This is a genomic window from Thioclava sp. L04-15, assembly GCF_002020275.1.
GTDB classification, from domain to species: Bacteria; Pseudomonadota; Alphaproteobacteria; order Rhodobacterales; family Rhodobacteraceae; genus Thioclava; species Thioclava marina.
The window spans coordinates 16110-29334 of sequence record NZ_MPZW01000003.1 but is presented as its reverse complement, the minus strand read 5'-3'; the positions used below and the strand labels follow the sequence as shown (position 1 = coordinate 29334).

The 13225-nt window shown below is 65.2% G+C and carries 15 protein-coding genes; 8 read left to right on the top strand and 7 right to left on the bottom strand.

Annotated features, from left to right (window positions below; genetic code table 11):
• The first annotated feature begins 23 nt into the window (after positions 1-23).
• On the top strand, positions 24-869 hold the full coding sequence (locus BMI90_RS08565; RefSeq protein WP_078528266.1) for a fumarylacetoacetate hydrolase family protein: 846 nt from the start codon (positions 24-26) through the stop codon (positions 867-869).
• Positions 870-923: 54 nt separating this feature from the next.
• Here the strand turns inward: BMI90_RS08565 and kdsA are convergent, their stop codons facing one another.
• Genes kdsA through BMI90_RS08550 form a run of 3 tightly spaced genes read right to left on the bottom strand, consistent with a single transcriptional unit; the run spans position 924 to position 4127 of the window.
• A complete protein-coding gene (gene kdsA, locus BMI90_RS08560; protein ID WP_078528264.1) occupies positions 924-1757 on the bottom strand; it encodes a 3-deoxy-8-phosphooctulonate synthase in 834 nt (277 codons plus the stop codon).
• A gap of 35 nt (positions 1758-1792) precedes the next feature.
• Entirely contained in the window at positions 1793-3490 is a 1698-nt protein-coding gene (locus BMI90_RS08555) for a capsule biosynthesis protein (protein WP_078528262.1), read from the bottom strand.
• Complete coding sequence (locus BMI90_RS08550) at positions 3474-4127, bottom strand: ATP-binding cassette domain-containing protein (RefSeq protein ID WP_078528260.1); 654 nt, start codon at positions 4125-4127, stop codon at positions 3474-3476. Before BMI90_RS08550 ends, BMI90_RS08555 begins: the two co-directional genes overlap by 17 nt.
• A gap of 145 nt (positions 4128-4272) precedes the next feature.
• Between BMI90_RS08550 and BMI90_RS08545 the strand changes: the two genes are divergently transcribed.
• Both BMI90_RS08545 and BMI90_RS08540 read left to right on the top strand, forming a co-directional pair.
• Positions 4273-4854: a uracil-DNA glycosylase family protein gene (locus BMI90_RS08545; protein ID WP_078528258.1), complete on the top strand. Its 582-nt coding sequence runs from the start codon at positions 4273-4275 to the stop codon at positions 4852-4854.
• The gene (locus BMI90_RS08540) at positions 4851-5651 is read left to right on the top strand and encodes an SseB family protein (protein WP_078528256.1); all 801 of its coding nucleotides are present in this window, start codon (positions 4851-4853) and stop codon (positions 5649-5651) included. Before BMI90_RS08545 ends, BMI90_RS08540 begins: the two co-directional genes overlap by 4 nt.
• A gap of 97 nt (positions 5652-5748) precedes the next feature.
• Here BMI90_RS08540 and BMI90_RS08535 read toward each other — a convergent pair whose 3' ends face one another.
• Entirely contained in the window at positions 5749-6723 is a 975-nt protein-coding gene (locus tag BMI90_RS08535; protein WP_078528254.1) for a Gfo/Idh/MocA family oxidoreductase, read from the bottom strand.
• 277 nt (positions 6724-7000) lie between these two features.
• Between BMI90_RS08535 and BMI90_RS08530 the strand changes: the two genes are divergently transcribed.
• The gene (locus BMI90_RS08530; protein ID WP_078528251.1) at positions 7001-7264 is read left to right on the top strand and encodes a YjhX family toxin; all 264 of its coding nucleotides are present in this window, start codon (positions 7001-7003) and stop codon (positions 7262-7264) included.
• 1 nt (position 7265) lies between these two features.
• Complete coding sequence (locus BMI90_RS08525; protein WP_078528248.1) at positions 7266-7766, top strand: N-acetyltransferase; 501 nt, start codon at positions 7266-7268, stop codon at positions 7764-7766.
• A gap of 148 nt (positions 7767-7914) precedes the next feature.
• On the opposite strand, the gene rpoH is transcribed toward BMI90_RS08525, so the two are convergent.
• The 3 genes from rpoH to BMI90_RS08510 form a co-directional block, all read right to left on the bottom strand.
• Positions 7915-8811, bottom strand: coding sequence for an RNA polymerase sigma factor RpoH (rpoH, locus tag BMI90_RS08520; protein WP_078528246.1), 897 nt, complete (start codon positions 8809-8811; stop codon positions 7915-7917).
• Between the two features lie 197 nt (positions 8812-9008).
• The gene (gene cls / locus BMI90_RS08515; RefSeq protein ID WP_078528243.1) at positions 9009-10451 is read right to left on the bottom strand and encodes a cardiolipin synthase; all 1443 of its coding nucleotides are present in this window, start codon (positions 10449-10451) and stop codon (positions 9009-9011) included.
• Positions 10448-11473, bottom strand: a complete 1026-nt coding sequence (locus BMI90_RS08510) for an RluA family pseudouridine synthase (RefSeq protein ID WP_078528240.1) — start codon at positions 11471-11473, stop codon at positions 10448-10450. The genes cls and BMI90_RS08510 overlap by 4 nt, the downstream gene beginning before the upstream one ends.
• Here BMI90_RS08510 and BMI90_RS08505 point away from each other — a divergent pair.
• The 3 genes from BMI90_RS08505 to BMI90_RS08495 are packed head-to-tail and all read left to right on the top strand — an operon-like array spanning position 11472 to position 13209.
• Positions 11472-11795 (top strand): DUF6476 family protein, encoded by a 324-nt coding sequence (locus BMI90_RS08505; protein ID WP_078528237.1) that lies wholly within the window; start codon positions 11472-11474, stop codon positions 11793-11795. The two genes, BMI90_RS08510 and BMI90_RS08505, sit on opposite strands and share 2 nt — an antisense overlap.
• Positions 11785-12282, top strand: a complete 498-nt coding sequence (gene ybeY, locus BMI90_RS08500; RefSeq protein ID WP_078528234.1) for an rRNA maturation RNase YbeY — start codon at positions 11785-11787, stop codon at positions 12280-12282. The genes BMI90_RS08505 and ybeY overlap by 11 nt, the downstream gene beginning before the upstream one ends.
• Positions 12283-12318: 36 nt before the next feature.
• On the top strand, positions 12319-13209 hold the full coding sequence (locus tag BMI90_RS08495; RefSeq protein ID WP_078528231.1) for a hemolysin family protein: 891 nt from the start codon (positions 12319-12321) through the stop codon (positions 13207-13209).
• Positions 13210-13225 lie beyond the last annotated feature (16 nt).

Here is a 13225-nt window from a genome sequence, read left to right as displayed (position 1 = left end):
GCCAAATGCAGGAGGGAGAGGCGATGAAACTGTTTCGTCACGGGCTCATTGGAGCCGAAAAGCCGGGAATGCTCGACGATCAGGGGGTGATGCGCGACCTGTCGGGGCAGGTGAGCGATATCGGAGGGGCGGTACTGTCCGATGACGGTCTGTCCGCGATCGGCTCGCTCGACCCGACGAGCCTGCCGGTCGTGCCCGAGGGCACCCGTCTGGGCGCGCCGGTCGCGGGCATCGGAAAGATGATCTGCATCGGGCTCAACTATGCCGATCACGCCGCCGAATCCGGCGCGCAGGTGCCGCCCGAGCCGCTGATCTTCATGAAGGCCACCTCCGCCATTCAGGGGCCCAACGATCCGATCGTGATCCCGCGCGGTTCGGAAAAGACCGACTGGGAGATCGAGCTGGGCATCGTCATCGGCACGCCCGCGAAATATGTCTCGGAAAAGGACGCGCTTGATTACGTGGCGGGCTATGTCCTGGCCAACGATGTCTCCGAGCGCAGCTTCCAGACCGAACGCACCGGCCAGTGGACGAAGGGCAAGAGCTGCGACAGCTTTGGTCCGCTCGGGCCGTATCTCGTGACGCGCGATGCGGTGGTCGATCCGCAGAACCTCGCGATGAAACTCAGCGTCAACGGCGAGGTGATGCAGAACGGATCGACGTCGACGATGGTCTTCGGCGTGGCGAAGCTCGTGAGCTACCTGTCGCAATTCATGACGCTGCATCCGGGCGACGTGATCTCGACCGGCACGCCGCCGGGCGTCGCGATGGGGATGCAGACCCCGCGCTACCTGCGTCCGGGCGATGTTGTCGAGCTGGAGATCGAGGGTCTCGGCCGCCAGCGCGCCGAGCTCGTGGCCGATAGCTGAGACCGGCCGAACGCGTTGGGGCAGGGCGCGTCGGTCACGGCGCGCCCGCTCTCTTTACAGCCGGATCGGATTGTCCTTGGCGATGCGGTCGAACTCCATCAGCACCTGCACCAGCTTCGGCATGTCCTTGAGCGGGATCATGTTCGGCCCGTCCGAGGGCGCGCTATCGGGCGCCTCGTGGGTCTCGATGAAAACGCCCGCGATTCCCAGAGACACCGCCGCGCGCGCCATCACCGGCGCGAATTCGCGTTGCCCGCCCGAGGAGCCGCCCTGACCGCCGGGCTGTTGCACCGAATGGGTCGCATCCATGATCACCGGGTAGCCGGTCTTCATCATCTCGGGCAGCCCGCGCATGTCCGCGACGAGCGTGTTGTAGCCAAAGGAGGTGCCGCGCTCGGTCAGCAGGATTTTCTCGTTGCCGGTCGAGGCGACCTTCTCGGCCACGTTGGGCATGTCCCAGGGGGCCAGGAACTGCCCCTTTTTGATGTTCACCACACAGCCGGTTTCGCCCGCGGCCAGCAGCAGATCGGTCTGGCGGCACAGGAAGGCGGGGATCTGGATCACGTCCACTACCGCGCCCGCGATCTTCGCTTGTTCGGCATCGTGAATGTCGGTCAGCACCGGGCAGCCCAGTTCCGCGCGCACGTCTTCGAGGATCTTCAGGCCGGCGTCGATCCCGAGCCCGCGCTTGCCCTTGAGGCTGGTGCGGTTGGCCTTGTCATAGCTGGCCTTGAAGATGAACTGCGCGCCCGCCTGATCGCAGGTCTTCGCCATCTCGCGCGCGATCATCAGCGCATGGTCGCGGCTCTCCAGCTGGCAGGGGCCCGCGATCACCGTCAGGGGGCGGTCGTTCGAGACGGTCAGCCCGCCGATTTTCACGTCTTTCATGTCATCCTCCGCAGCGATGGGCCGCGTCGCCGGGATCAGCTCGAAACCTGTTCACGCAGGATCGAGGCGGTCAGCGACAGCATCAGATAGATGCCCGAGAAGATCAGGAAAGCCAACAGCGTGTTCTCGAAGGCGCGCGGATAGGTGGGCTCGTCGGGGGCGACGGGGCGCACGCCCATCTCGAGGTAGCGCACCTGCTTGTTGGCCTCGATCCGCGCGGTTTCCATCTGCTGGGCCGCCGCCGAGAGCAGCATCTGGCGGGTCTGCAATTCGCCCTGCGCGATCTGGAGCTGGCCGGTGACGGCGGCGAGCGACTCGGTGTTGCCCTTGTCGGTCGTCAGCTGGCTGCGCAGCTCCGCAATCGCGTCCTCGAGCCGTTTGATGTCGCCCTGAACGCCCGTGACGCGCGCCTGGTTGGGTCGCTCGTTGTCGAGAAGCTGGCCCAGTTCGAGCCGCTTCTGCTGAAGCTGCGTCTCGAACCCCGAGATCTGGCCCATCACCAGCGAATTCTCCGAGACCGGGTCAAGAATCCCGACCTTCTCCTGCAATTGCTGGACCTTGGCCTGCGCGGCGAAGACCTTGTTCTCGGCGTCCTGATAGCTCTCGAGCGCGCCCTTCATCTGGTCGCCCCGCAGTCGCGCGGTCAACTGGTCCACCTGCTCTTCGGCATAGGAGATCAGCGCCTGCGAGAACTCTTGCGATTCCTTGGGATCGGGCGCGATCACCTCCATCTTCACGAGCCCCTCCGAGGGGTCGTAGCCGATCTTCACCATCTTCTGATAGAGCTTGTAGGCCTGTTCGTCGGTGGCATTCTCCGGCAGGCGCTGAAGCGGGTCGATCGTCTGGTTCTCGAAGGCCGTCTTGAAGCCCTGATCGCGGTCGAGCCGGAGCATCGCGTCGCGCGATTGCAGGTAGGATTGCACCGTCACCGAATCCTGGTTCGTCGCAAGCTGCGTGCCCGAAAACAGCGATCCCAGCCCTGAATTGCCCATCCCGTCGGCTTTCTGGATCACGAAGGCGGATTTCGTGGCATACATCGGCGTGGCCATCGCGAAATAGTAATAGGCGGCGATGATCGTCGGCAGGAAGACGAAGAAGGACAGCCGCGCGGCCAGAAGCGCCAGCTTGCGACGGCGGCGGCGCGCGATGTCGCGCTGGATCTTGAGGATCTCGGCGGCGCGGCGGTCCCCGCTCATCACCTCGGTCGCGGGCACCTGACCGGGCCGGACCGTCTGGGGCAGCTGCACGCGCGTATCGGCGCCTGGCCCGTCGGTGCGCGCCAGCGCGCGCGAGGTCGCCTCATCGGGGCCCGGGTTCTTCACCAGCGCCACGATGTTCGAGCGGTCGAACGGGTCCACGCCCTTGCGGCGCAGCAGGAGAACCGCCTCGAAATCCGAGCTGGCCTCGATCCCGTGTTTCTGCGCCATGCGCCGTGCGAGCCGCAGCTGGCGTCCGGTCAGCCCCTCGGCGCGGATCGCGGCGATCTCTTCCTCGGGCGTCTTCTGGCCCGCCGCCAGCACCTCGGAGCCGCCTGCGGTCGGAAATTTCTGGTCGCCGAACCCGTCATCCTGCGGGTCGAAAAGCGTCGCGGGATCGGTCTGCGCATCTTCCACCGCCGGGGGCTTGCGCGGCGGGGCGGCGGCAGCGGGCGCGGCCGGTTGTGCGGTGCCATTCGAAAGGACGGGCCCGTCGCGGCGGATGCGGTATTTCGAAACCTTAGGACTGGTAGTCATACATCCGCTTCGCTTCTTCCAGAGTGTCGAATTGGTAGAGCTGCCCGTCGCGCAGCACTGCCGCCGAGCGGCAGAATTTCTCGATCGTCGAGGGCTGGTGCGAGACCACGACCACGGTGGAATCGCGCAGCCGGTCGCGCAGGATCGAGCCTGCCTTGCGGTTGAACTCGACATCCGTGGTCGAGGGCATGCCCTCGTCGATCAGGTAGATGTCAAACTCCAGCGCCAGCAGCAAGGAGAAGGTGAACCGCGAGCGCATCCCCGAGCTGTAGGTGCCCACGGGCTGGTCGAAATATTCCTCGATCCCGGTCAGCCAGCGGCAGAAGGCCTCCACGTAATCGGGATCGAGCCCGTAGAGCCGCGCGATGAAGCGCGCGTTTTCCCGCGCCGAGTGCTTCGACACGACCCCGCCCATGAAGCCCAGCGGGAACGAGACCCGGCAGCTGCGCCGCACCTCTCCCTCGTCGGGTTTTTCCAGCCCCGCCATCATGTTGACGATCGTCGTCTTGCCGGTCCCGTTGGGCGCGAGAATGCCGAGGCTGTTGCCCAGTTCCACGCGGAAACTGGCGCGATCAAGGATCACCTTGCGCTGCTTGCCCGTCCAGAAGGACTTGGAGACATTTTCGAATTCGATCATCGTGATCCGGTTTGCCGCCCCTGCCACTAGAAGACCATGCGCGGGTCTTGTTAATAAAGTCACCTATGCGTGGATTCAGGCGTCATTATGTCGAATTCCGAGAGGGTTATGCAATGAAGAACGCGTTGTTGCACAGATTGGGAAGATGACGGGCGAGGTGCAGGCGGAAATCGCCGCGTGCCGGCTTTGCGCAGAGCGGTTTCGCGCCACCGCGACGGCCCATGCGCCGCGCCCGGTGGTCTGGTTCGGCGCGGGCGCGCGGATTCTGGTCGTGGGGCAGGCGCCGGGGATGCGGGTGCATGAAACCGGACTGCCCTTCAACGACCGTTCGGGCGATCGGCTCCGCGACTGGATGGGGGTCGACCGCGAGACCTTCTATAATCGCGCGCGCATCGCCATCGCACCGATGGCGTTTTGCTTTCCCGGCTATGACGCGAAGGGCGCGGACCTGCCGCCGCCGCCGCTCTGCGCCGCGACCTGGCGCGAGCGCGTCATGGCCGAGATCGGTCCCGTCGATCTGACGCTCCTGGTGGGCGGGGCGGCGCAGCGCTGGCATCTCGGGCCGGGGCGCGTCACCGAGACCGTCGCGGGCTGGCGAGACCACGCGCCGCGGCTCTTCCCCTTGCCTCATCCGTCCTGGCGCAATACGGGATGGCTGAAGACAAACCCCTGGTTCGAGACCGACCTGCTGCCGGTCCTGCGCGCCCGGGTGAAGGAGCTGACATGACCCCTTACGACCGCGCCCATGCCGCGATGGAAGCCGAGCCCGAGAACGAGGCCAAGCGTCTCGCCGTCTATGATCGCCTCGCCGATGCCGAGCTGTTCCTGCTTCTCGAGGAAGAGCCTGAGGACGAGAATATCCGCCCGCAGGTGTTTTCGACCGAGGAGGGCGAATTCGTTCTGGTCTTCGACACCGAAGAGCGTCTGGGCGAATTTTCCGACGAACCGCAGCCCTATGCGGCGCTGCCGGGGCGGGTGATCGCGCAGCATCTGGTGGGCGAGAATATCGGGCTGGGGATCAATCTCGGCGTGGCGGACTCAGCGATGCTGTTGCCGCCCGAGGCGCTCGACTGGCTGACCGAGACGCTTTCCCATTCGCCCTCTGAGGCGCAGGGCCGTCCGGTCGCGTTCACCGCGCCGGGGCTGTCGCCTGCGATGCTGGGGCTTTTGCTGCCTGCCTTCGAGGCGAAGCTCGATCAGCTCGCCGGTATCGCGCAGGCCGCGGTGCTCGGCGGCGTGACCTATGAGGACGGCCATCGCGGCCATGTGCTCGCGGTGATCGGCGCGCATGAGCATTTCATGCCCGGCATCGCCAAGGCGATGGGCGAGGCGCTGACCTTCTCGGGGCTCGATGCGGGCGAGCTCGATGTGACCTTCCTCGACCCCGAAGACCCGGCGGCGCAGCTGCTGCTGGAAAAGGGGCTGGTGCTGCATGTGCCCGAGCCGGTCGAGGAGGAGGTGCAGGAGATCATTCCCGGCGCCGCCCCCGGCATGGACCCGACCAAACCGCCGAAGCTTCGCTGAGATAAGTTTCGCTTATGCGGACGGAGCTCGGATAAGTTTTGCTTATCCGAGCGGCCCCGTCGCGATCGTTTCCGTGGCGCGTCTCTCGACGACCCGCTCAGAGCTCGCTTGCATAGACCTTGTCGATCATCGCCTGCGTGCCGCGCGCGTCTTCGAGCGTCCAGGGATAGTCGGCGCCTTCGGTGACGTGGCGCACGAAGCTCTCCACCTGCAGGACATACTGGTTTACGCCGGGAAAGCGCTGCACCAGATCGGGCTCGCCTTTGCGGTAGAGCGTGACCTCGGCCTGATCGAAGACATTGGCGTTGAACGGGCAGGTGAGCCGGATCAGCCCCTCCGAGCCCTGAAACACCACTTCCTGACGCGGATGCAGCCGGGTCGACGTCATCGCAGCATAGCTGAACCGTCCCTGCGCGCCGTTCATCTCGCCGGTGACTTGCGCGAAGACATCGACGCCGTTCTCGCGCTCGATCACCGCGCGCAGCGTGCCCGGCTCGGCGCGCGCCGCGTAACGCACGCAAGAATAGGCATAGACGCCGATGTCCGGGATCGAGCCGCCGCCCGTCTCGGGCTTGTTGCGGATATTGCCGGGATCGGGATTGTTGAAGCTGAACGCGACATCGGCATGGCGCAGCTCGCCGATCCGGCCTTCGTCGATCCAGCGTCGCGTGAGCTGCCATTGGTGATGATGCACGATCATGTAGGCCTCGGTGGCGAAGCGGCCCGCGGCATCGCGCGCAGCGATCAGCCCGTCGATTTCGGCGGCCTTCATCGCGATCGGTTTTTCCGTCAGCACATGCTTGCCCGCCGCGAGCGCCTTCTTCGTCCAGTCGACATGGAGCGTGTTGGGCAGAGGGATATAGACCACGTCGATCATCGGATCTGCGAGCAGCGCCTCGTAGCTGTCATGGATCTGAAGATCGGGCGCAAAAGCCTTGAAGGGTTTGGCTTTTTCTGCGCTCGAGGTCGCCAGGGCCGCCAGCCGCGCGCCCTCGGCCGCATGGATCGCACGGCCCATGTGCTCGCGCGCAAATTTTGCGGCCCCCAGGATCCCCCAATTCAAAACGCTCATGTGCACCCTCCCTTTCCGGTGCGCGATGGTAGCGCAAACAGCGGCGGGTGCAACGCCTCGACCGGGTGAGGCAATTCGCCTCGCCGAGTTGCGCCTGCAGATCACGCTTCCTATGTTGGGAAAGGAGAGGCGGCCATGGCTGCCTTTCGGTCAATGGAGACTGGATGTCAGAGCTTGTGTGATATGGCTCTCTGAACCTCAGAGAGCCGCGTGAACCCTAAGCCGCCGGGCGCAGATGCGCTTGGGCGTTTTTTTACGTCTGTCACACGAGACTTCTATGAATATATCACGAAATGAACAACGTGCGTTGCACGTTCTGGCTCTGGGTGGCCGTATCCTGCATGAACGGGAAAACGGCTCCAAGATCACCTCGGTCACATGCGTCACGCGCGAGGGGATGATCCTGTCCGGTTTCGACCTGAGCGTCTTCAGCAAGTTGCGGCGCAAGCGGTTGATCGAATCCCGGTCCGGTGCACCCTATCGCATCTCCAGACGCGGACGTCTCTCCGTCCGACCGCAGCTCGACAATCAGGGGGCGTAACATGCTGATCCGAAACGAAACCGAGAGCGATATCCCTGTGATCCGCAGGATCGTCATCGAGGCGATGAGGCTGTTGCCGCAAGCGTCGGGAACGGAGGCCGATATCGTCGACAGGCTGCGGGCCGACGATGCGTTGACCCTTTCGCTCGTGGCGGAGGATCAAGGCGAGGTGGTGGGTCATCTCGCGGCCTCCATGGCGCGGATCGGGGAGAGCGGGGGCTGGGGGCTGATCGGTCCGCTGGCCGTCCTCCCGTCGCGGCATCGCGAAGGGATCGGCAGCGCGCTGATGGCCGAGGCGATCGCGCGGCTGCGCACCTTCTGCAAGGGGGCGGCGCTTGTGGGAGATCCCGGATATTATCGCCGGTTCGGCTTCAGGGCCTTTCCCGGGTTGCGGGTGGGAGAGGTGCCGCCTCAGTTCGTTCTGGCGTTGCCGTTCGAGGCGGTGGAACCCGCAGGCGAGCTGATCCACCACGCCGCGTTCGGACTGAGCCAGGACGGGTGAGCGAAAACGGGTGAGCGAAGACCGGGGCGCGCGGCGATCCGCGTGCCCCGGAGTTTCCCGAAGGGAGTGACCGACGCGCCTCGATGGAGCGTCAAAGAAAAACGCCGCCCCCCTTCGGGAGCGGCGCATACTCGTTACTCACAAACGGTTACGCAGGGATCTGCATGCCCTTTTCGCGGGCGAGCTCTGTCATGCGTTTTTGCAGTTTCTCGAAGGCGCGCACCTCGATCTGGCGGATGCGCTCTCGGCTGACCTCATATTGGCCCGACAGCTCTTCGAGCGTGACCGGATCATCGCGCAGGCGGCGCTGCATCAGGATGTCCTTCTCGCGATCGTTGAGCACGTCCATCGCCTGCATCAGCATCTCGCGACGGGCCTGCAGCTCTTCGCTTTCGGCATAGGCCTCGGCCTGGTCGGCATCCTCGTCCTCAAGCCAGTCCTGCCATTGCGCGGTGCCCTCGTCGCCCGCGCCGACCTGGGCGTTGAGCGAGGCGTCCGAACCCGACAGGCGCCGGTTCATCGAGATCACCTCTTCCTCGGTGACGTTGAGATCCTTCGCGATCTGGGCCACGTTCTCGGGCCGCATGTCGCCGTCCTCATAGGCGCCGATCTTCGATTTCGCCTTGCGCAGGTTGAAGAACAGCTTCTTTTGCGCCGAGGTCGTGCCGAGTTTCACAAGGCTCCACGAGCGCAGGATATATTCCTGGATCGCGGCGCGGATCCACCACATCGCATAGGTCGCGAGGCGGAAGCCTTTCTCCGGATCGAAGCGCTTCACGGCCTGCATCAGGCCGACATTCGCCTCCGAGATCACCTCGGCCTGCGGCAGGCCGTAGCCGCGATAGCCCATCGCGATTTTCGCGGCGAGGCGCAGGTGGCTGGTCACGAGCTGGTGGGCGGCGTCGGTATCCTGATCTTCTGCCCAACGCTTGGCCAGCATGTATTCCTGCTCGGGCTCCAGAAGCGGAAACTTCCGGATCTCTTGCAGGTAACGATTGAGCCCCTGTTCAGGGCTCGGGGCCGGAAGGTTGGTATAGCTCGTCATTTTCTCCCATGTCTCCCTATGGCGGCTGCTCGATATGGGTGTCAGTCCGTTGTTCTTCAAGGTAACGCATAAAGCGCGTTCCCGGTTCACCTCAACGGCCTGCGCCCAGGTGTCGCATCATGAGCTTAACGTGCGGTATGCGGATTTCCGTCGCGAAAAATGAATGACGCTCGCGTGATTTTTGCACGGCGCGGGGGCTAGAGGACGGGCGCGAGGATCGACATCAGGTTGTTGGTGATCTTCCAGCGCAACGGCCAGGCCTTGATCTGTTCGGGCGAGAGGCGGCGTGCACCGGCGATCCACTGCGCCTGACGCGCGGCCAGGCGCTCGCCCAGATCGGCATCCTCGACGAGCAGGCAATTCTCGTAATTGAGCTCGAAGCTGCGCCGGTCGAGATTGGCCGAGCCGATGATCGCGACGCGCCGATCGGCCAGAAGAGTCTTGGCGTGAAGAAGCCCCGGGGCATGTTCGTGGATCTCGACGCCTGCCTCGATCAGGGCGGGAAAGAAGCTGCGCGCGGCGTGGGCGACAAAGCGCGAGTCGTTGCGCCGGGGCACGATCACCCGCACGCTGACCCCGCGCCGGACCGCGGCGCGCAGGGCGGAGGCGATCTCTTCGCCCGGCACGAAATAGGGGGTGGAGAGGGTAAGGCTTTCCTGCGCGGCCCCGATCACCGAGAGAAACACGTCGGGCACGCCGCGTATGTCGAGCATCGGCCCCGTGGCGAAGGCGACGGCGGTGCTGTTGCCGGGGCGCGGGGCGGCGGCCTCCGAGGGCACGAGGGCCGCGATATCCTCGCGGGTATGGGTGATCCAATCGGTCGCGAAGATATGCTGATGCTGGCCGGCCAGCGGCCCTTCGAGGCGCAAGAGCACATCCACCCAGGGCGCAAAGCGCGCCTTGATGCGGAATTCCGGGTCGGCCACGTTGCGCGAGCCGGTATAGGCCACGCGCCCGTCGATCACCGCGAGCTTGCGGTGATTGCGCAGGTCGATGCGCATCGTGGCGAGCTTGAAAAGCGGCCAGTGGAAGGAAAAGGCGATGCCCGTCTTGACGCCGGCCTGTTTCATCGCGCGCCAATGCGGGGATTTGATGAAGCCGCGCGCGCCGAGCCCGTCGACCAGAATGCGCACGCTCACGCCCCGTTCGGCCGCGCGCGTCATCGCCTCTGCCAGCGCGATCCCGGTGCCATCGACGAGCCAGATATAGGTGGTCAGGTGGACGGTCTCGCGCGCGGTCTCGATATCGGAGAGGAGGGTCGCGATCTGGTCCTCGGGCTCGGACAGGAAGCGGATTGCGTCGCCGGAGCTGGGCGCGAAGCCATTGACGGCGGCGGCGCGCGCGAATGCGGGGCGATAGCCGGGAGTGACGGAGGTAAGCGCGGGTGCGCTCGAGGACTTGGGCGGGGGGAGGGCGGCGACGGTGGCGCGCTGGCGCTTGGCGATGCGCTGGTTGAGGCGGGTCTCGCCGATCAGCAGGTAGAGGAGCACGCCGACAAAGGGCACCGAGAGGATCAGGATCGTCCAGCTGGCGCGCACGGCGGGCGGCTTGTCAGGGCGTGTGAGTACCCGCAGGACAGCCAGGATCTGGCTGCCGAAATGGACCAGCAGCGTGACGAATTCCCACCACCAGACCGTCACGGCGCCCCGCGCAGCTGTGACAGCAGCGCTTCCATGTCGTCGGGGAGGGGGGCGGTGAAGGACAGCTCCTCGCCCGTCACCGGATGGATGAAGCCGAGCGTCGCCGCATGGAGCGCCTGACGCGGGAAATCGCGCACCGCTTGCGCGACCTGCGCCCCCACCGCTTTTTCCGAGATCTTGCGCTTGCCGCCATAGGTCGGATCGCCGATCAGCCCGTGGCCCGCATAGGCCATGTGCACGCGGATCTGGTGCGTGCGCCCGGTCTCGAGCCAGCAATCGATGAGCGCGGCGGTGCCCTTGAACTCTTCGACCACGCGGGCGCGGGTCACGGCATGGCGCCCGCCATGGGCGACGACGGCCTGTTTCTGCCGGTCGGTCTTGTGGCGTGCGAGCTGGGTGACGATCTTCAGCACCCCCCCGGTCTCGAAGCTCACCCCATTGAGCCCGCGCAGGCGCGGGTCGGCCTGATCGGGCACGCCATGGCAGATCGCGAGGTAGTGGCGATGCACCGAGTGTTCCTCGAACTGCGCGGCAAGCCCGTGATGGGCGCGGTCGGATTTCGCCACGACCAGAAGACCCGAGGTCTCCTTGTCGATCCGGTGCACGATGCCTGGGCGCGCCTCGCCGCCGATGCCGGAGAGATTGCCGCCGAAATGGTGCAACAGCGCATTGACCAGCGTGCCCTCGGGCGAGCCCGGCGCGGGATGGGTGACCATGCCCGCGGGCTTGTTCACGACGATCAGGTCGTCATCCTCCCAGAGCACTTCGAGGGGGATGTCCTGCGCCACGGTCTCGACCGGTTTCGGCGGCTCCAGCGCGATCTGGTAGATCTCGCCCTCGGCCACTTTCGCTTTCTGGTCGGTCACCGGTGCGCCATCATGCATCACCGAGCCTTCCGCGATCAGCTTGGCCAGACGCGAGCGCGAGAGGGACGCTTCCTCTGGCACAGCCGCCGCCAAGGCCTTATCAAGGCGGGGACCCATGCCGGGTCCGATCTCGACGCTGAGGATATCCTTGTCCATGTCCGACCTGCCTGAAGACGAGTTGCCTGCCACGCTGCCACCCGATTTGCGCTTTCTCAAGCTTCTGGTGACGGTTCTGGCCGGCGTGATGATTGCGGGGCTTGTAGCGATTGTGGCGCTGCTTGTCATCCGCCTGAAAACGCCGAGCCCGCTTCCCGAGCTTCCCGCGGCGATCACATTGCCCGACGGCGCGCGGGCCGAGGCTGTGACATTCGCGCGCAGTTATGTCGTCGTGGTGACAGATCAGGGCGCGGTTCTGGTCTTTGACAAGGCGGGCAAGCAACTGGCCGATGTGCCGATCGGAGCCGCGAATGGAAATTGAGATCGAGATCGAGGATCCGCGCTGGGAAGCGGTGGGGCTTGCAGCGCTGGCCGAGCGCGCGGCGCGGCTGGTGTTGGAGGATCGCGGGATCGACCCGGCGCTGTGCCGGATCTCGGTTCTGGCCTGCGACGATGCGCGCATTGCCGAGCTCAATGCCGAGTATCGTGAAAAACCCAAACCCACCAATGTCCTGAGCTGGCCCGCCGAGGAGCGCGGGGCGCAGGAAGAGGGTGCCGATCCGGAGCCGCCCGCGCCCGATGTCTTCGGCGAGATCGAACTAGGCGACCTCGCGATCGCCTTCGAGACCTGCGCGCGCGAGGCCGAGCAACAGGGCAAGGCGCTGGCCGATCATGTGCTGCATCTGCTGATCCATGCCACGCTGCACCTGTTGGGATATGACCATATTCGCGACAAAGATGCCGAAGCGATGGAACAAATCGAAATCCGCCTGCTTGAAAGCGTAGGAATTCGTAACCCATATATGTAAGGATGGGCGTCCAGACGTCGCTTTTGGAAAGGAACAATGGGACAGGTTGCTGACGGAGTGTCCTCCGCCAATGCCGAGAGTTCGGACAACGCCGAACCCGGACAGTCTTCGGAACCCGCTTCGCGCGGGTTGCTCAGCCGCTTCTTCGGAGGGCGCAGCGCGCCGGATGAGGAAGAATGCATCGAATTGCCCCCCGCACCGGCTCCGGTGCCACTCGGGCTTGGGAACCTGCGCCGGATGCGCGTGGGGGATGTGGCCATCCCAAAGGTCGAGATCGAGGCCGTGCCCGTCACGATCTCGCGCGACGAGCTGGTGGAGAAATTCCGCGAGCACGGATATTCGCGCCTGCCGGTCTTCAAGGAAACGCTCGACACGCCGCTGGGCCTTGTTCACCTGAAGGATCTCGCGCTCGAATACGGGTTCGGCTCGGGCAACGGGCGGTTCTCGCTGCGCAAGCTGATCCGTCCGCTCCTTTACGTGCCGCCCTCGATGCCGATCGGGGTCCTGTTGCAGAAGATGCAGGTCCAGCGCATCCACATGGCGCTGGTGATCGACGAATATGGTGGCGTCGACGGTTTGCTCACGCTTGAAGACCTGATCGAGCAGGTGATCGGCGAGATCGAGGACGAGCATGACGAGGCCGATGACGCCTATTGGCGCGAGGAAAAGCCCGGTCAGTGGATCGTGCAAGCCCGCGCCCCGTTGCGCGAGTTCGAGGGCGAGATCGGGATGCGGCTGGCCGATGAGGAAGCCGAGGACGAGATCGACTCGATGGGCGGGCTTGTCTTCATGCAGCTCGGACGGGTGCCCGCGCGCGGCGAGGTCGTGGTGGCGGAGAATGGCGTCGAATACGAGGTCGTCGATGCCGATCCGCGCCGGATCAAACGTCTGCGCGTGCGTCTGCCGGGTGTGGCGCCGGCCGAATGAGCGGGCTATGACGCCC

Bases quoted from the DNA above. Each gene is read 5' to 3' on its own strand.
- BMI90_RS08555 (WP_078528262.1), bottom strand. From the start codon at position 3,490: ATGACTACCAGTCCTAAGGTTTCGAAATACCGCATCCGCCGCGACGGG.
- BMI90_RS08535 (WP_078528254.1), bottom strand. From the start codon at position 6,723: ATGAGCGTTTTGAATTGGGGGATCCTGGGGGCCGCAAAATTTGCGCGC.
- kdsA (WP_078528264.1), bottom strand. From the start codon at position 1,757: ATGAAAGACGTGAAAATCGGCGGGCTGACCGTCTCGAACGACCGCCCC.
- BMI90_RS08545 (WP_078528258.1), top strand. From the start codon at position 4,273: ATGACGGGCGAGGTGCAGGCGGAAATCGCCGCGTGCCGGCTTTGCGCA.
- BMI90_RS08565 (WP_078528266.1), top strand. From the start codon at position 24: ATGAAACTGTTTCGTCACGGGCTCATTGGAGCCGAAAAGCCGGGAATG.
- rpoH (WP_078528246.1), bottom strand. From the start codon at position 8,811: ATGACGAGCTATACCAACCTTCCGGCCCCGAGCCCTGAACAGGGGCTC.
- BMI90_RS08505 (WP_078528237.1), top strand. From the start codon at position 11,472: ATGTCCGACCTGCCTGAAGACGAGTTGCCTGCCACGCTGCCACCCGAT.
- BMI90_RS08510 (WP_078528240.1), bottom strand. From the start codon at position 11,473: ATGGACAAGGATATCCTCAGCGTCGAGATCGGACCCGGCATGGGTCCC.
- BMI90_RS08540 (WP_078528256.1), top strand. From the start codon at position 4,851: ATGACCCCTTACGACCGCGCCCATGCCGCGATGGAAGCCGAGCCCGAG.
- BMI90_RS08530 (WP_078528251.1), top strand. From the start codon at position 7,001: ATGAATATATCACGAAATGAACAACGTGCGTTGCACGTTCTGGCTCTG.
- ybeY (WP_078528234.1), top strand. From the start codon at position 11,785: ATGGAAATTGAGATCGAGATCGAGGATCCGCGCTGGGAAGCGGTGGGG.
- BMI90_RS08495 (WP_078528231.1), top strand. From the start codon at position 12,319: ATGGGACAGGTTGCTGACGGAGTGTCCTCCGCCAATGCCGAGAGTTCG.
- BMI90_RS08525 (WP_078528248.1), top strand. From the start codon at position 7,266: ATGCTGATCCGAAACGAAACCGAGAGCGATATCCCTGTGATCCGCAGG.
- BMI90_RS08550 (WP_078528260.1), bottom strand. From the start codon at position 4,127: ATGATCGAATTCGAAAATGTCTCCAAGTCCTTCTGGACGGGCAAGCAG.